The following is a 14690-nucleotide window of genomic DNA, read 5'->3' as shown; positions in this document are numbered from 1 at the left end:
TGCCTCTTTCTTGCTCATAGTTTTTCTGTATTCTTTAATTTTAGGAATCTCTTTCAAACTGAACCTAATTACTCTAACATAGAAATATATGCAGACTATCCAAAATATTAAAAACATTTAATATCATTCCTCCTTAAAAATAATTTACTATATTATACACTATTTCTAAGAGAAATTAAAGAATGATTTTAATTATACCACTATCCCAAACTTAAAAAACAAATATTTTAGTTTCACAGTCATTATTCAATTGCCATTGTCCTTTTTGTTAAAAAATAATCCTTAACCTACAAGTTCTCTACTTTCCGCTTCAAACTCCCACGCTCTAGCTTCGGTTCCACTTTCATTTGCATATTTTAATGCAGCTTTTTTCTTAAATGAAACACCATTATATATATAAGTTTCATTTGTATTTGTATCAGTTATTACCATAAACATTGGAAATAACCCTTTGTTTCCTTTCCACAATTTATGCAATCTTTCCATTGTTCTGTGCTCGCTGCTTCCGTAAAGTAAACTTAATGTGATAGATACACTCTCGTCGACTGATACATTAACAACCTTTTGCCCACAACTAGCAATTGTTGAGCTTGAGCTTTCCGTGTTTGGATCATCCTCAAAACCGTCTTCGTGTCTGCAAGTAATTGCATAAGGAATACCTGCAGCAGTTAATACAATTTTAACGTTATCCACATTATATTGTTTTGTTGCCATTTACATTTGCCCCCTTTATTTATTAAATACAATTTCTCCGTCTGTTGTAATTGTTCCTGTTAATGCTACATTTCTTACACCATTTAAATGAGTTACTCTCAAATCAAATTTAAACTTACCTTCTCTAATCGATTCTTGCGTTAATTCATCAACCGTCAAATGTCCTAATTTTATGCTAAACTCATTACCATTTTTATCTTTTTGAGTTATTGTCCCGAAATAACTTCCATTACTATCAACCATAAACATCCCAGCATTCGCTCCTTGTCTGCAACGTTCTCTTATGATTGATTCAATCATTAATCTACCAATATCATTCAAAGGTATTTTGTCCTTTCTCACCTGAAATATTGTTAAATCTTTTTTTAAACCATCTCTCAACCAAATTTCGATTAATTTCAATTCGATAAATGTTTTATTATCAGAATTAAGTCCATTTACAATATGAAAATAACCTTGAGTTGGTTTAGATAAATAATTTAATCCAGCATCCCAAAAAGATTTTTGCTCAGTTTTTGTAAAATTTTCTTGGACAAAACCAGTTATTTGAGTCGAATGAACAATATAACTTCCTAAATCTTTATATCCTATTGTTCCACCAACTAAGGCCCCTGTAAGCCAATTTCCTTTAGCTAAATTTTTAGCTCCTTCGATTACAAACGCAACGTTGTTCACATTATTTTCCGTTTGTAATTTTACAGCTTCGGCTGCACTTCCTACTTTTTCATAATCAACAGCTATAAAAAATTGTTTATCCTTATCAGTTTTCGCATAAGACACTATACTGTTAATATACGTTTTTTCAGAAACGATATCCATATTAGTAATCCAGTTAGTGACTTCAAAAGCGTCCTCATGATCTATATATGTATTCATAAGCTCCGTAAATGTTGCTGCCGTATTATTTCCGTAAATAACTACATTTAACGGTGTATACGCTTGTGAATATGCACTAGCTATTAATTTATAAAAATTATGATTTTCATTTAATCCACTGATGTTTAATTCCAATAAATCGCCAGGTTCTGTAATAAATGTCGGCGGTATCGCAAAATCTTTTGTAAAAAATATCAAACTTCTGACATCAGCATAAAAAGCTCTGTTATTTTCTGATTTAATTTGTACATTATTCAAAGTGTTTAAATCGTTTCTCTGTATTGCCATTATTCCTCCTTAAAATTTTTATTTATATAATGTTCTGCGAAATAACTAAACTGCAAAACTTCCTTGTAATATCTTCTACCCATAAAATTAAAAGTTGTTTCCTGTATTTTGTATACTTTTCTAACTTTCCTTTTATGTTTTCTTTCATCAAAGTAATCATTTGTTGCGTCTGTATTAGCCAAAAACATATAAAGCATATCAAAATCGTTATGTTTCTCTCGTGATTCCAAAGTTAAAAGCACCTGTATTTCCTCATCGTAACAATATTTATCATTTCCAAAAGGAATAGGATTACCCGCATCTTCGATATACATATTATAGAAAACAAGCGGAAATTTAAGTTTTTCGTACTGTTCAGCCGAAATTTCATCACGTTTTTCTTCATTGATAACTTGATTTATGCCAAACTTTTTACAAAACTCTTTAATATCATTCACAACTTCTTTTCTAATTTCGCTTGTCATCTATATTCAGCTCCATTCTCAAAAACTCTCCATAATTTTCTTCAATATTAACTATCCTATAAATCACACCATCGTGTTTCAGTTTCATATTTTCGGAAATTTTGAAGCTGTCTGTATCATTCAGAATGTAATATCCTTCTTTCTTATTCGATAAAAAACTTCCGTCCATACTTTGTGGAAACGATGAATTATGTTTTGGCGTTAATACAGCCATTTTTACAGTCTTTTCTATTTTGTTTTGAATTGGATTTCCTAAATCATCAAATTCAGCTTCGGAATCTTCTAAATACACAGTTACATCATCGGAAAACTTCCTTATAACTTTCAAAACTTTCCTAATAGCTGCCCTAACTTTCCTATCCACTATCCGCCACCTCTCCCAACAATTCTGCCGCCATTAATCTTAGCAGCGATATTGCTTTTAAAATGCCCTGTTTCAATCATCGGATTGTTAAATCCTTTTTTCTTAATTGTTACAGGACTATTTGCTGGGCTTTTAATTCTTTCAATCATTGCTTTATATTTTGTGCTTGCCTCTGTTCCGATTTTATTAGTCATCGCTTCAACGCTGAAACTACCGTTTATAATCTTTGCAACTCCTTCTCTAAAGTATCTAGCAGCCATCGGATTAAATTGTTCAAAAGCTTTTTGGTTATAATTCCACCCAGGAATTCCACGACTTGAACCACTATCCAATACATTTGATAATCCAAAAGCATCAAATCCACCTTTGACACTATAATTTGTTACCGTCCCCACTTCTATCTTTTGAGGATTCATTGCCAATAACTTCTCCAAATTTTTGTTTTTTGGTTTCTGTTTCACTGTTAGTTTGCAAGGCATCTTTATCACCTAAATTTATAATCTCTATTTTTAATTTTCTTTTTTCTATCTCTTGTTTTGCAATATTTACTCTTCGTTGAGTCAAATCTAATTCATTGTCACCAACGTTTAAAAGTATATGATTCAACTCAACAAGTAGTATTTCTTCTTTTTCTTTATTTTTAAAATTAAACATTTTAACTCCTTTAAAATATTGATATAGTTATGCTTTCATTTTCTTCAACATCAAGAGTTTTCAATAATTGCTGATACATCCTAAGATAAGGATTATTTCCATTTGCTTCTTCAACAACAATATTTGAAATTTGGACTTTCGTAAAATCAAAATCATTTAATGAAGTTAATAAATAACCAAACAGAAATATCTTGAGCAACTTCTCTCTTTCTGCACTATGCTTTTCTTCGGCAACTTTATAAAATTGCTCAACTATTTGCAAATCATAATCAGAAGTTTCAGGAATATACTTTTTTAACTCTTCCAAAAGTTCTTCAGACATTATTCCTCAACTCTTCTTTTTACAAGTTTGCCTTCTTTTAAAACCTCAAACTCTGATTCTGACAATTCTATTTTCTCACCTGTTTCATACCTAACATTATCATATCTTAAAGGCGTTAAAGCTATCGCAACAACAATAGCTTTCGTGTCATTCTTTTTGTCTTCTTTTGCCATTTAATTCACCTACCCTACTGTTGCTATAAACATGCTATCCATAATAGATGGATTTGGAGCTACCAAGTCCTCAATGACTACATTCACATTATTTACAACTCCAGATGATTTTGATTCTGCTACAACCTCAACAGTCGAAAATGTCCCAGCAATATCAACCACTTCTCTATCTCCTAACATTCCAAGCAATTCATCGGTTTTTGTCGGAGTAGGCCCATATTCCATTACCCCTAATTGACCGTTTGGAATTAATGTGACTACATTATCTGGGAATACATTTCTTGTTGTTTTCCCAACTTTTATTTTTTCCTTCCAAACTAATATAGTCATTCCAATTACTTCTTCAATTGTTGCTTTAACTAATGCTGGAGTAACTGTAACAATTGTATTTTTAAATAATGCCTTTACTGTATCGTGTTTTTTTAACATGTTAAAAGTAGCTTTTGACATCAAAGCAATTTCAACTGTTCCACCGTCTTCTTCAGCAATTTCTTTCCATCTCTCTAAATCTTCAAGCGGTTTAGCAGTTGCTGCACTCCAAATATTAGTCCCAGCCAATGTTTCTTTATATTTATCAGCTAATTTATAATTAATCGTTTGACCGCCACCATTTTCATTTGGAAATGTAACTTTTGCTGTTGATAAAAATTGAGCTGCTGCATAAGATGCGATTGCTCGAGGACTTGCCAAAAATCCTTTTGCTCCTGCAAACTTATCAAAAATTTGTTTTGAATAATTATCAATTACCGTTTGATTCCCAGTATTTAAAATTTCCAGCAACTCTTTTCTACGCTTTTCATCTAATGTCATGGCTTCTCTGAAAAATTGTTTATCCCCTTTAGTTACTGTTTTCAAATCCCAATCTCTAAACATTACATCTGCATCTAACTGGCTGCTTTGTAATACTTCAACTGTTCCGCCGTCTAAACTTCCAAAAACATTTACATCAAAATTATTTGAGAACCCAGCTGGAAACATTGCTTCTACTAAAGTAGTGCCCTTCACTCCTGCATAATACTTATTTAAACTTTTCACATTTAATAAATCCGTTAAACTAATTGCCATTTCAACCTCCTATTTTCTATCCTTATAAATATAAGTCACACCTTCTGGTAATTCCGCTTTTGTTATTGTGACTGGTGTAGTGTATTCTTTCCCTACCTCGATTAATTTATCCAAATAAGCCACACCTTCAATTGCAACTGTCGCTTGTTCATTGTCGTTATAATATTTAAATTCAACATCATGGACTAACACACCATCGGCTCTAGTACCAGCCCCACTCGGTATTACAAAGGCCCCAGTTTCTCTTAAATCTTCGCCATTTTTTGCTTTAATCAAAGCTCCAGCTAACAAATATTCTTTGTTTGTATTTTTATCTTTGTAAATATAGTTAGCAAAATCAGATTTTAATATTTTAATTTGCACATTTAACTTTTCCTTGTGCATCACTGTTCTTTTTAACATCCTAACCTCCTAAAATTTTGTAAGATCTGTTTCATTGTTTTTGCTTTTTTCAATCATTCTGTCAACAAAATCTTTTTCATCTTTCTTTTTATCCTTTGGATTGAATCCTCCGTTTGTTATAGAGTTCTTTTTCAAGAAATCTGTTGTGAACTCTTTTTCTTTAGCTGCTACATTCTTAACCGCCAACTCAAGACTTTCGATTGTCATTTCTGGTGTAATTTGTACTAAATCAGCAAACTGTGGACTAATTTTTAACTCTGTTATCAACTCGTTTTTTCTAGTCTTTAAAGTTGTTAGATTTAGTTGATTTCTAGCTTCAGCAAGTTCTTTTTCTAATTTTTCTTTTTCCATATTCGCTAATTCTTCAGCAGTTTTCCCATTCTTTTGAAATTCCTCAAGTTGCTTATTGCTATGTCCAAGCTGTGATTTTAAAGAATTAATTTCCTTATCTTTTTCAGCCTGTGCCTTTTTAAAATTCTCGATTTCAGCTTTTAAGTCATCAAGCGTTGGCTCATTGCTACCTGTACCAGCCCCTTCTCCATTTCCTTTCCCTTCTCCGGGCTCATCATAATACAATTCCATTTGTTTAAAATTTCTCATTTCCATTTCTCCTTGTTTTTTAGATTATTTGCTGTAACTCATAAAATGATTTACAGTATTGATACTCTATAAATTTTTGAGATTTGACATCAAATAACTCATAAATGATTTATAATACTTCAACTCTCAAGTATTTTGATTTATGTCATTAATTTCTTCTTGCGAATCAGGGAAATAAACAGTAGCCCAACATCTACAACCTGGTTCTTCTCCAGGAACTATTTCGACATTATCCCAATTATAAATTTTTCCATCTCTTGCTTCGTGTGTTGGTCTAACTCTTTCATCTCCCATTGTATTCCATTCAAAATATTCACTTTCTCCAGCGATTATTTCTTTTAAAAAATCTTTATAGTAATTTCCAAGCATGTTTCTTGCTCTGAATTTTGCATTATTTTTTAATATTTCCTTTAAATTTGATTTTTGTTTATTGTTTTCAACATAATTGTTTAAATTATTCTGCCATTCTTTAATTTCTTTTATTTGTTTTTTTGCTAATTCTAAATGCTTTTCAATATCAATGTTCTTTTTGCTTTTATACTCTTTTTCAAAATTCACACTATAATTAATAAATATCTTCAGCAAATTTGAATAATTAACATTTATTTTTTTATTGTTAAAAATCGAAAAAGCTATCTTTTTAAAAAAAATAAATAATCTTTTTTCAACTCTATGATTCCATTCAAAATTTATCTTAATCATACAAATCACTCAAATCTTGTAAAGTGTCGTCCGTTATTTTATTTATTAAATCTTTAAGTTTATACTCCTCATCAATGTCTTTTGCTTTGTTTATTACATCAAGAGCTAATGATAAAGTTGTTAATTTAGCACTCTTTTCATTTTCCAAAAAAGTATCAAAATATGTGTAACTTGCTTCAGTTAATTCCTTGGAACTTCCTGATAATTCCAACGCTATTTTGTCTAATTCCAGCAAACTTTTTATAAAATCTTCTCTAAAACTTGCGACTTTAGTCTTAAGCCCGTTATTTTTTAATAAATAAGTTTCTTCACTGACATTTTGTGTCGCTGTATCCACCAAAAGATACTCTGGAAATAAATTAGACAATCTCTTTTCTAACCTAGCTATATCGTTTTGCATTTCGCTGATAAGCGGATTTGTCAACTCGATATATTTAAAATTAGCTTGTAAGTCTTTTGTATTATAAGTGTTAATGATTCTCTTTCTCTTGTATCTTGCTTCTTCTAAGAGTTGTGCATTTTTCTTAATTTTAGAATTACTTGTATTTACGTCTGCAAATTGCTTAATGTTATCTGCATGCAGTAATGGATCACCATGTATTCCAAAGATTTTCCCAATATAACATTCTGTTTCGTTGATTTTATCTATAATATTCAAGGCTTCAATAATATTACTGTCATTCTTAAATCTTGAAACAGGTATTTTTTCTAAAATAAAAGGCGTTTCAATAACATCCCCTTCTACTTTTTCAACCCTTTTAACAGTTCCATTATCGAGTTTTATATACTCTCTTGAATACTCTCTACTCTGCTCTTCACCATTTTCATCATAATAGACTTGCTCTCCTTCAACCTTAAACCTTTTTATCTCCCCAAACACTTCCACATATTCGATGTCATCTACACTATGCAAAAGATACCTAATCTGCTCATCAGGTGTTAATATAACCTCAACGAATACTTCTTCATTTAAGTACATCTCTTTAGCTATCTTTTTGCTAAATGTTGTCATTTGATTAATTTCCCAAATTTCTTTCAATTTATCATTATCTATGTCTAAATCTTTTAAAGCCGTACTCGAAAGGGCCTTAACAATATCTCTGATTGGATTAAAAATTTCGACCGTTCCTTCAAACAATCCTGGCATATTCTTGCCCAAATTGGATTTGCTATATTGTTCTCTGTCATAATAAGTTTTTACTCTCGTTCTCTCTTCTTTATTCATTAGCCCTCCTTTCTAATATAAATAAGCAATTCCGCCTTCATCTTTTTTCAAGCTATACAAAACATATCTTATCGCATCCATTACATCGTCATTTTCTTTAAGTGGTTCATCATTTTTACCCCAAACATACGAGTATATCTCGCTCTCAAATTTTCCTTTGAAGGCTTTCATTGTAATTTTTAGCTTATTCCTTTTATACATAGCCCCAACCAAATCAATACCTTCTTTTACATCTTTTTTAGCATTTTCTGCATTTATCCCAAAATCTAAAAGTCCTTGTACATACTCAGCTCTAGCACTATCACAAAATACTCTTGAGGCTCTATATTCTTTATATTTCTGTAAAATTAGCATTTTCCAATAATCAAAATATTTATGTTGCTTTGCTATTACTTTGACAATATAATAATTTTCCTCAAAATCCACTCCGATAACTACCAAAGTTCCGTAATGTTCGAATCCCCAGTCGACTCCAATGTAATATTCCTTTATCTCAACATTATCTATACTTTCAATTACATTTTCTTTTTCTGAAAAATCTGCAAATACAACTCCTTCTTGAGCTACCCACAATCCTAAAACATCTCTATCGTAAGTTGCTCCTCGTGGAGTTGTCTTTTTGATAGAATCCACATATTCCTTGTTCAAGAATACATTGTCGTCTAGTTTAAAATTGCTAACTAAAATATTTAATCTGCCGTTTTCTAATCTGTCTCCAGCATTGTCAATATAATCTTTTTTAACAAAATGAGCAGGATTATCTGGATTGGTATCAATAAATATCTTTGCACCTTCACCTGAAGTTCTCGAGAAGGCTTCTGTTATAAAAGTTTGATGTAATGCTGTTGCCTCATTTATATAAGTGCCGTGAGAGGTCATCCCTCTCATTTTTTTCCAGCTGTCTGCTTTTTCTCCGCCGAATAAATAAATATTGTTCCCGAATAGTTTAAAACTTCCATCTTTTTTTGGCTTAAATTGTTTTCCCAACATAACTTCCCAATCGTTTAGAACATTCCGCCAAATACTTCCGCTTGTTGCTCCAATTACAATAAAATTAAGATTCTGATTAGCCAAAGTTGCTATGTGCGATAACATAAGAAAATTATTTAAAAATGTTTTCCCACTTCTTTTTGCACCTGTTAAAATCGTAATTCTCGGTTGTTCTTTGTTAAACGTTTCTAACACTTCATATTGTTTTGGCGTTAAATCATTCATTCTTCTCAACCTTCTTTGTTATATTTTTTAACAGTTCAATCATTTCATTTTCTTTTTCAATTTCCTTTTCGTCATCTTTTTTAATTTTAGCTTTTTCGATATCTAATTTTTCTTGCTGCAACGCTTCTTCTGCAAGTTGCTTGTCGACTTCTAATAATTCATACGCAGTCAACATTTTTCCGGTTCGCATTAAATCGTTTCCCATTTTCTTTATAGTTATGTAAGCCTTGTCAATAATTTGAAGCCTTTTGGCGTCCAGCGTTTCATCTTTCGATATTTCCTTAGCCATTCTTATTACCAAGTTACGTTTTGAAATTTCCACGTTCTTTAGTACATCCCCTAAATCAGAATAAACTTTTAAAAGAATATCATCCAACTGCTCTTCTGTTTTTTCTAACCTAAGTTGTCTTATATTTTTTTCTTTTCTGTAATAAGTTGCGTTTGAAATCTCATTTTTTCTCATAACTTCCTCTTTTGGAATATTGCTTAGAATATCTTTTTTTACTTGAATATCACGTTCATTTGAACGTTCAGCGTTCGTTCGTTTTTTGTTGCGAACGTTCGTTTTATTCTTTTTTAAATATTCACTCTTCCAACGCCTCACAGTTCCCTCTGGAACACTATATTTATCAGCCAGTTTCTTTAAAGTTCCTTTTGCAGCATTTTCTCCTCCAAGTTCTTCCCATTCGTTCAGTAATAGTTTTTTAGTCACATTTATTCCCTCAATTGTGGAAAATTATCATATATTAACTCGGTGATTTCCTTTTTGCTCACATTTGGAGTTGATACCGCAACTTTAGCTCTATTCTTCAAATACTTTTCCAAAACTGGTTTTAAATTAACCTTTTTCTTCAAGATTATTTTTATTTCTTTCGCTCGTACTCTTTTATCTGTGTTTTTTAGCAATCTTATTGTTCCAAACGCTATAAATCTAAAATCAGACTTTGTATTTAACCAATCCAGTTCCTGCTGTTTTGTAGTGCTCTTGGTTTTAGAAAATGTTAAAATTTCAACATCTTTGATATTCTTTTCTTTTAATTTACCTTTTCTCTTGTGATAAATATTGAAACAGCATTTTAACTTAACTCCGCTGTATTTAACCGCTGGCAACATATACGACTTATATAATTCAATATTTTCAAATTTATCTTTCTTATACATATCACCTGGAAGCACAAATGCCACATAGTCAGAATGTTCCATACTTTTCTTTATAAACTCTGTATGCAAATTTCCACTACTTCCAAAAGGCGGATTTCCAATTACAAGGCTGTTTTTCATATATGGAACATCCTGTTTAAGATAATCGCCTTTTATGATATTTTCGCCTTGTGGCTCTATATCGTATCCAATCGCAATTTTAGGAAGTCTTTTAAGAAACGCTCCAGCACCTGCACTTGGCTCGATAATTCTTGAAAACTTATTGATTGGCATCACATCTTTTTCAAGAACTTCAATCACTTTTCTTACAACCGGATCAGGAGTATAATATTTGTCATTATGTATCTTCGCCATCCATTACCTCCTTAAACTCGCTCTTTTCAGCAATATGATTACAACAGGGACAAATTAATTTAGTGCGTTTGACTTCTGTGTTATCTGTATCTTCATCTTCAATTTCTAGCTCTTCCATTTCCTCTTGCAAAATCTCATCAAGTTCAGACTGTTCAAAACCAAGCACACTTAAATCAAAATCATTTACCTCCAGCTTATTCAACTCGTACTGCAATTTTTCAATATCAAACTCTGTATTCATAGTTAATTTATTGTGAGCAATAGCATAAGCTGTTTTCTGCTCCTCTGTTAAATGATTTAATCTGATTACTTCAACTTCTGTATATCCAAGTTCTTTTAATGCCAAATATCTTCCGTGTCCTTCGATAATAATATTTTTTTCATCAATCGCAATCGGATCATTGAATCCGAATTCTTGAATGCTGTTTTTAATCTGTTCAATTTGCCATTCAGGATGTTCTTTAGCATTTCCTGAATACTCAATTATTTCATTGATATTTATTTTCTCAATCTTCATCTTGCCCCCTTTCTTTGATTTTTAGACAAAAAAAAGAGCCATTAAATAAATAGACTTATTTTTAAATCTATCTATCTAATGGCTCATATATCTATAGTCTTGCCTATTCAATTGTAATTTAACGATATAAACTTCTCACTATATATCTTTTTTTGTTCAGTTTGCCTTTATTAAAAACAATTCGTATTTCACATTCTTTCTTCGTTTTTTTTAAAGCTAGAATATCGTCAAGTAAATATTTAACTTCAACATCATCTTCAATTAAGGCTTCATATTTTTTATCCATTTCACCTCCTTATTATACCTTATTTTATCAATATTTTCAAGTATTTATAAGTAATATTCTAAAAAATCCAAATATTGTTTCAACACTCTTTTTAGTTCTATTTCGTAATCCTCATGTTTACAATCTAAAAAAATATTTTCGTATTCTCCTCTTGCATTTAAAACTTTTAAAATATTCGATATTTTCTTCATTTCGGCATCTCTTAATCGCTCCTTTATTTCTATTCTTTTTCTTATTTCCTCTTCCCTTTGTATCTTTTGATTTATTTCTTTTAATTCAAATTTTAAATATTCTCTTTTATTTTTTAATTTTAAAAATTCCCATTCATTCATTTTTTTTAAAATAAACTCTTGCATTCTCAACATCCTTTTCTCTATAAATTTCCATTTTCTTCATTCTACACTTTAATCGCAAAAAAACTTATAATCCAAACCAATCCGTAAATCACAAATAAATTTATTATTGTAGCAATTAAAAATATTATTATATTGCTTATATTGAATCTGAATCTCTTTGCCTTGTTTTTATATACAATAACTAATCCGTAGATGTATCTTACCAGCACTAAAGTAGCTGTTACTGTAATTAATCCATTTATCATTCTCATTATTATTTCCATCCTTTAATCCTCCTAACCTTTCTCTAATAAAAATAACTTTTTGCTACTGAACTACGCTAATACTATTCCTTTTATTCCTGCTGTTGCTAAAAATATTAAAGCACCTGAAATTAAAAGTGCCACATAAAGTGAAAGCCAGTAATTCGCTTTGTTTTTTGCCTCCTTGTATTCGTTGATAGCACCTTCAAGACAAACTATCATAAATACTATCGAAAATGCTATAACAGAAAGCGAAAGCATCACTCCTGCTATTTTATATAATATTTCCATTATTTCTCCTCCTTAATAATCTCTCCATAATACCCTTCTTTCAATCTTTTTCTAAATAACTTAAAGTGATTAGGATAAACTCCCAACAACTCATAAACCAACTGTGGATTCAACCACACACCTTCAATATGATACTTCTCTTCAAACTCCTTTTGCCCTTTTTCGTGAAACTCGTTGTGATGTATTCTACATAAGCTCATAAACGGTGTTTTTAGTCCATCATCATTCTCATAAGTTCCAGCAGTACTTGCAATTGTTTTCCAATGATGTAAATCCGCCCCTTTTCTTCCGCAAATTGCACAAGTTCTTGACTTTAAGCAAGCGATAACATATCTTTGTGTTATATTGTCAATTTCCAATATATGTTTATACCTTTTATCGTGTTTTCCAAGTATATATAAATTTATTCCAAGTTCTAATGCCTGCTCTATGATAAACGAAATAAATTCATTTGCCGTTTCCATATCGCATTTTGCTGTGGAAAAGTCCAGTCTATCTGTCGCTATTGCAAACTGCTCTTTCATCAGTTCCTTAATCTCTATTAAAGTATATCCAACCTCGTCTCCAAACTGCTTTAATAAAACGTGTATCAAGCCATTTTGTGCTTGCGATAATTTCTTTACAGGAATAACCTTGATTGGAAAATGATTTAAGTATTCCTCTAATTTTTCTTTTATTCCTGGATAAACTTTTTCCACAGGCAAGGTTATTATTATTTCTTGATTTGAGATTTCAGCATTTGCCATTTCTTTTTAGCCTTCCTTTTCTTTATAAATTTAATATTCTTAAACAGATTAGCGTTAAGTTTTGCAAACTCAATATCACGGTTGTTCATTTCTGTATTACATAATATCTTTTCTTTTATTCTTTTGACTATTTTCTCTTTTCCGTCCATTTTCCCTCCATAAAAAAATCACAGCTAAATTAATAACTGTGATTTATATTTTTATTATTTTTACATCATTATTTCAATTTTTTCATTATTCACAATAAAATCTATTTCTTGCTTTACTTTATTTTCTTTAAACCTTTTTAATCCAGAAAAACAAATTTTAACAAGTATTTTTAACAAAAACATCATATACGAAACCCTAAAAAATAATCGTCCACTTATATAAATTCCCAAAAACTTGACTTTTGCATTATCAAATATAATACTATTAGTAGTCAGTAATCGTTTAAAAATACCTTTTATATTTTCAGGGGCTTCTTTTAATTCGTTTAACATTTTTTCGATTTTTTCATTATCCCATTTTTTATCTTTTGGAATTTCGGAAATCCCGATTTCATTAAATGAATTAGCATCTAAAAGTGTATCTAATGTATCAAACTTTCTTTCAATAAATTCTGATACATTAGGATATTTTTGAATTTCATTATTGATGTATAATTCTGTATACTCTTTTAATATTTCAGTACTTTTTAATATTGCTTTTGCATATAACACTTCTTTTTTTAAATCAGATTTTATTTTCAAAATAGAAATAAATTGAATCAAAAATAATATTAAAAATATCAAAATTTCAACTCTCATACAAAACACCTCTCTACTTATTTTTTGTTTTTATTTTATCTTTTGTTTCTTTCATATATTTATTTGCAATACTTTTAAACATTTTAGAAGCTTCGCTATAAGAAGCCTTTATTTCTTTTATTGCTTTTTCGTTGCTTTCTTTCTGCATTCTCATACAATATTTACAGAACCACATCATTAAAAATGTAAATACTATTGAAATTGCTGAAATCGGATTTATATTCAATAACTTATCGACAATTTCACTCAAAGCTTTCATTTTATACCTCCAGTGTTTCGTTTTTAAAAGAATTTCTTTAATTAATTATATCTTAAAAGTAGCGAAACTGCAACAAAAATTTAGAGTTTTTTTGACATTGTAAAGTAAAATATTACAAACCACAGTTATTATTCAGTTGTCATTGTCCTGCCTTCTCTTAATTCAATCCAATTCTGATATTACTAATAATCTCATCCATATCAGTCTCGTACAATTTTAAAGCTATATTATATAATTTATCCAGATGTCCAAATTTTACGGCATACTCTAACACGCTTTTGCATTTGTCACCGTTTTTAATCTGCTTCAAGTCATAGCCTTTCCGCCTAGCTTTCAAATCTATGCCGTATGTTTCTCTAAAAACTATATATAGTTCATTCCATCTGTTGCTAAAATTACTTCCTTTGTGCTTTACGACTCTATTTAATATCTTTTGTTTTTGATAAACATCTATATTTTCTGTAACTCCAGCTATAATTTCTTTTTGATAAGCTAATTCAATTTTTATACCTCGAATTTCTTTTTTATAGTTCTCAATCATTCTGCCTTGAATCTGATTCGCTTTCATCAAAATCATTTCGGGACTGTTCCACATATTTTCGCATTCAATAAAATATTTTCTTATT

Annotated in this window: 25 protein-coding genes and 1 pseudogene; all 26 read right to left on the bottom strand. The window is 30.3% G+C overall.

Annotated elements, in window-relative coordinates; translation table 11 throughout:
- Positions 1-282 precede the first annotated feature (282 nt).
- Positions 283-714 carry a tail tube family protein gene (locus tag ACO409_RS08440; protein WP_485556335.1) on the bottom strand — a complete coding sequence of 144 codons (432 nt, stop codon included), beginning with the start codon at positions 712-714 and terminating at the stop codon, positions 283-285.
- A gap of 15 nt (positions 715-729) precedes the next feature.
- A complete protein-coding gene (locus ACO409_RS08435; RefSeq protein ID WP_485556334.1) occupies positions 730-1878 on the bottom strand; it encodes a hypothetical protein in 1149 nt (382 codons plus the stop codon).
- The gene (locus tag ACO409_RS08430) at positions 1878-2342 is read right to left on the bottom strand and encodes a hypothetical protein (RefSeq protein WP_485556333.1); all 465 of its coding nucleotides are present in this window, start codon (positions 2340-2342) and stop codon (positions 1878-1880) included. The genes ACO409_RS08435 and ACO409_RS08430 overlap by 1 nt, the downstream gene beginning before the upstream one ends.
- Complete coding sequence (locus tag ACO409_RS08425; protein WP_485556332.1) at positions 2326-2706, bottom strand: hypothetical protein; 381 nt, start codon at positions 2704-2706, stop codon at positions 2326-2328. The genes ACO409_RS08430 and ACO409_RS08425 overlap by 17 nt, the downstream gene beginning before the upstream one ends.
- Positions 2706-3128: a hypothetical protein gene (locus ACO409_RS08420; protein ID WP_485556331.1), complete on the bottom strand. Its 423-nt coding sequence runs from the start codon at positions 3126-3128 to the stop codon at positions 2706-2708. Before ACO409_RS08420 ends, ACO409_RS08425 begins: the two co-directional genes overlap by 1 nt.
- Positions 3079-3360: a hypothetical protein gene (locus ACO409_RS08415; RefSeq protein ID WP_485556330.1), complete on the bottom strand. Its 282-nt coding sequence runs from the start codon at positions 3358-3360 to the stop codon at positions 3079-3081. The genes ACO409_RS08420 and ACO409_RS08415 overlap by 50 nt, the downstream gene beginning before the upstream one ends.
- Before the next feature lie 10 nt (positions 3361-3370).
- Positions 3371-3682, bottom strand: coding sequence for a hypothetical protein (locus ACO409_RS08410; RefSeq protein ID WP_485556329.1), 312 nt, complete (start codon positions 3680-3682; stop codon positions 3371-3373).
- Positions 3682-3855: a DUF7210 family protein gene (locus ACO409_RS08405; RefSeq protein WP_485556328.1), complete on the bottom strand. Its 174-nt coding sequence runs from the start codon at positions 3853-3855 to the stop codon at positions 3682-3684. Before ACO409_RS08405 ends, ACO409_RS08410 begins: the two co-directional genes overlap by 1 nt.
- Positions 3856-3864: 9 nt before the next feature.
- Positions 3865-4920: a major capsid protein gene (locus ACO409_RS08400; RefSeq protein WP_485556327.1), complete on the bottom strand. Its 1056-nt coding sequence runs from the start codon at positions 4918-4920 to the stop codon at positions 3865-3867.
- A gap of 9 nt (positions 4921-4929) precedes the next feature.
- Positions 4930-5322 carry a hypothetical protein gene (locus tag ACO409_RS08395; RefSeq protein WP_295687941.1) on the bottom strand — a complete coding sequence of 131 codons (393 nt, stop codon included), beginning with the start codon at positions 5320-5322 and terminating at the stop codon, positions 4930-4932.
- 9 nt (positions 5323-5331) lie between these two features.
- A complete protein-coding gene (locus tag ACO409_RS08390; protein ID WP_485556326.1) occupies positions 5332-5922 on the bottom strand; it encodes a hypothetical protein in 591 nt (196 codons plus the stop codon).
- Positions 5923-6048: 126 nt separating this feature from the next.
- The gene (locus tag ACO409_RS08385) at positions 6049-6624 is read right to left on the bottom strand and encodes a minor capsid protein (RefSeq protein ID WP_485556325.1); all 576 of its coding nucleotides are present in this window, start codon (positions 6622-6624) and stop codon (positions 6049-6051) included.
- A complete protein-coding gene (locus ACO409_RS08380) occupies positions 6617-7849 on the bottom strand; it encodes a hypothetical protein (protein ID WP_485556324.1) in 1233 nt (410 codons plus the stop codon). The genes ACO409_RS08385 and ACO409_RS08380 overlap by 8 nt, the downstream gene beginning before the upstream one ends.
- 12 nt (positions 7850-7861) lie before the next feature.
- Positions 7862-9064: a PBSX family phage terminase large subunit gene (locus ACO409_RS08375; RefSeq protein ID WP_485556323.1), complete on the bottom strand. Its 1203-nt coding sequence runs from the start codon at positions 9062-9064 to the stop codon at positions 7862-7864.
- The gene (locus ACO409_RS08370; protein ID WP_485556322.1) at positions 9057-9776 is read right to left on the bottom strand and encodes a hypothetical protein; all 720 of its coding nucleotides are present in this window, start codon (positions 9774-9776) and stop codon (positions 9057-9059) included. The genes ACO409_RS08375 and ACO409_RS08370 overlap by 8 nt, the downstream gene beginning before the upstream one ends.
- A gap of 2 nt (positions 9777-9778) precedes the next feature.
- Entirely contained in the window at positions 9779-10579 is an 801-nt protein-coding gene (locus tag ACO409_RS08365) for a hypothetical protein (protein WP_485556321.1), read from the bottom strand.
- Positions 10563-11096 (bottom strand): ParB/Srx family N-terminal domain-containing protein, encoded by a 534-nt coding sequence (locus tag ACO409_RS08360; protein WP_485556320.1) that lies wholly within the window; start codon positions 11094-11096, stop codon positions 10563-10565. The genes ACO409_RS08365 and ACO409_RS08360 overlap by 17 nt, the downstream gene beginning before the upstream one ends.
- A 118-nt stretch (positions 11097-11214) precedes the next feature.
- Positions 11215-11382, bottom strand: a complete 168-nt coding sequence (locus ACO409_RS08355) for a hypothetical protein (RefSeq protein WP_315046148.1) — start codon at positions 11380-11382, stop codon at positions 11215-11217.
- 44 nt (positions 11383-11426) lie between these two features.
- On the bottom strand, positions 11427-11738 hold the full coding sequence (locus ACO409_RS08350; protein ID WP_485556319.1) for a hypothetical protein: 312 nt from the start codon (positions 11736-11738) through the stop codon (positions 11427-11429).
- 41 nt (positions 11739-11779) lie between these two features.
- A complete protein-coding gene (locus ACO409_RS08345; RefSeq protein WP_485556318.1) occupies positions 11780-12001 on the bottom strand; it encodes a hypothetical protein in 222 nt (73 codons plus the stop codon).
- Between the two features lie 51 nt (positions 12002-12052).
- The gene (locus ACO409_RS08340) at positions 12053-12271 is read right to left on the bottom strand and encodes a hypothetical protein (protein ID WP_485556317.1); all 219 of its coding nucleotides are present in this window, start codon (positions 12269-12271) and stop codon (positions 12053-12055) included.
- Complete coding sequence (locus tag ACO409_RS08335) at positions 12271-13017, bottom strand: putative HNHc nuclease (RefSeq protein WP_485556316.1); 747 nt, start codon at positions 13015-13017, stop codon at positions 12271-12273. Before ACO409_RS08335 ends, ACO409_RS08340 begins: the two co-directional genes overlap by 1 nt.
- Entirely contained in the window at positions 12984-13166 is a 183-nt protein-coding gene (locus ACO409_RS08330) for a hypothetical protein (RefSeq protein WP_485556315.1), read from the bottom strand. Before ACO409_RS08330 ends, ACO409_RS08335 begins: the two co-directional genes overlap by 34 nt.
- A gap of 60 nt (positions 13167-13226) precedes the next feature.
- Positions 13227-13805 (bottom strand): hypothetical protein, encoded by a 579-nt coding sequence (locus tag ACO409_RS08325; protein WP_315514022.1) that lies wholly within the window; start codon positions 13803-13805, stop codon positions 13227-13229.
- 13 nt (positions 13806-13818) lie between these two features.
- Positions 13819-14064 (bottom strand): hypothetical protein, encoded by a 246-nt coding sequence (locus ACO409_RS08320; RefSeq protein ID WP_315514021.1) that lies wholly within the window; start codon positions 14062-14064, stop codon positions 13819-13821.
- A gap of 157 nt (positions 14065-14221) precedes the next feature.
- A pseudogene (locus ACO409_RS08315) lies at positions 14222-14690 on the bottom strand (hypothetical protein); the annotation flags it as partial.

The organism is Leptotrichia sp. (assembly GCF_057270615.1).
Note: the sequence above shows the minus strand (reverse complement) of the source record. Positions and strands in the feature narration are given on the sequence as shown.

Excerpts from the sequence above, each read along its gene's own strand:
- ACO409_RS08395 (WP_295687941.1), bottom strand. The coding sequence starts at position 5,322 with ATGTTAAAAAGAACAGTGATGCACAAGGAAAAGTTAAATGTGCAAATT.
- ACO409_RS08345 (WP_485556318.1), bottom strand. The coding sequence starts at position 12,001 with ATGGAAATAATAATGAGAATGATAAATGGATTAATTACAGTAACAGCT.
- ACO409_RS08340 (WP_485556317.1), bottom strand. The coding sequence starts at position 12,271 with ATGGAAATATTATATAAAATAGCAGGAGTGATGCTTTCGCTTTCTGTT.
- ACO409_RS08360 (WP_485556320.1), bottom strand. The coding sequence starts at position 11,096 with ATGAAGATTGAGAAAATAAATATCAATGAAATAATTGAGTATTCAGGA.
- ACO409_RS08355 (WP_315046148.1), bottom strand. The coding sequence starts at position 11,382 with ATGGATAAAAAATATGAAGCCTTAATTGAAGATGATGTTGAAGTTAAA.
- ACO409_RS08350 (WP_485556319.1), bottom strand. The coding sequence starts at position 11,738 with ATGCAAGAGTTTATTTTAAAAAAAATGAATGAATGGGAATTTTTAAAA.
- ACO409_RS08320 (WP_315514021.1), bottom strand. The coding sequence starts at position 14,064 with ATGAAAGCTTTGAGTGAAATTGTCGATAAGTTATTGAATATAAATCCG.
- ACO409_RS08335 (WP_485556316.1), bottom strand. The coding sequence starts at position 13,017 with ATGGCAAATGCTGAAATCTCAAATCAAGAAATAATAATAACCTTGCCT.
- ACO409_RS08430 (WP_485556333.1), bottom strand. The coding sequence starts at position 2,342 with ATGACAAGCGAAATTAGAAAAGAAGTTGTGAATGATATTAAAGAGTTT.
- ACO409_RS08435 (WP_485556334.1), bottom strand. The coding sequence starts at position 1,878 with ATGGCAATACAGAGAAACGATTTAAACACTTTGAATAATGTACAAATT.
- ACO409_RS08440 (WP_485556335.1), bottom strand. The coding sequence starts at position 714 with ATGGCAACAAAACAATATAATGTGGATAACGTTAAAATTGTATTAACT.
- ACO409_RS08405 (WP_485556328.1), bottom strand. The coding sequence starts at position 3,855 with ATGGCAAAAGAAGACAAAAAGAATGACACGAAAGCTATTGTTGTTGCG.
- ACO409_RS08330 (WP_485556315.1), bottom strand. The coding sequence starts at position 13,166 with ATGGACGGAAAAGAGAAAATAGTCAAAAGAATAAAAGAAAAGATATTA.
- ACO409_RS08400 (WP_485556327.1), bottom strand. The coding sequence starts at position 4,920 with ATGGCAATTAGTTTAACGGATTTATTAAATGTGAAAAGTTTAAATAAG.
- ACO409_RS08385 (WP_485556325.1), bottom strand. The coding sequence starts at position 6,624 with ATGATTAAGATAAATTTTGAATGGAATCATAGAGTTGAAAAAAGATTA.
- ACO409_RS08410 (WP_485556329.1), bottom strand. The coding sequence starts at position 3,682 with ATGTCTGAAGAACTTTTGGAAGAGTTAAAAAAGTATATTCCTGAAACT.
- ACO409_RS08380 (WP_485556324.1), bottom strand. The coding sequence starts at position 7,849 with ATGAATAAAGAAGAGAGAACGAGAGTAAAAACTTATTATGACAGAGAA.
- ACO409_RS08390 (WP_485556326.1), bottom strand. The coding sequence starts at position 5,922 with ATGAGAAATTTTAAACAAATGGAATTGTATTATGATGAGCCCGGAGAA.
- ACO409_RS08365 (WP_485556321.1), bottom strand. The coding sequence starts at position 10,579 with ATGGCGAAGATACATAATGACAAATATTATACTCCTGATCCGGTTGTA.
- ACO409_RS08415 (WP_485556330.1), bottom strand. The coding sequence starts at position 3,360 with ATGTTTAATTTTAAAAATAAAGAAAAAGAAGAAATACTACTTGTTGAG.
- ACO409_RS08375 (WP_485556323.1), bottom strand. The coding sequence starts at position 9,064 with ATGAATGATTTAACGCCAAAACAATATGAAGTGTTAGAAACGTTTAAC.
- ACO409_RS08325 (WP_315514022.1), bottom strand. The coding sequence starts at position 13,805 with ATGAGAGTTGAAATTTTGATATTTTTAATATTATTTTTGATTCAATTT.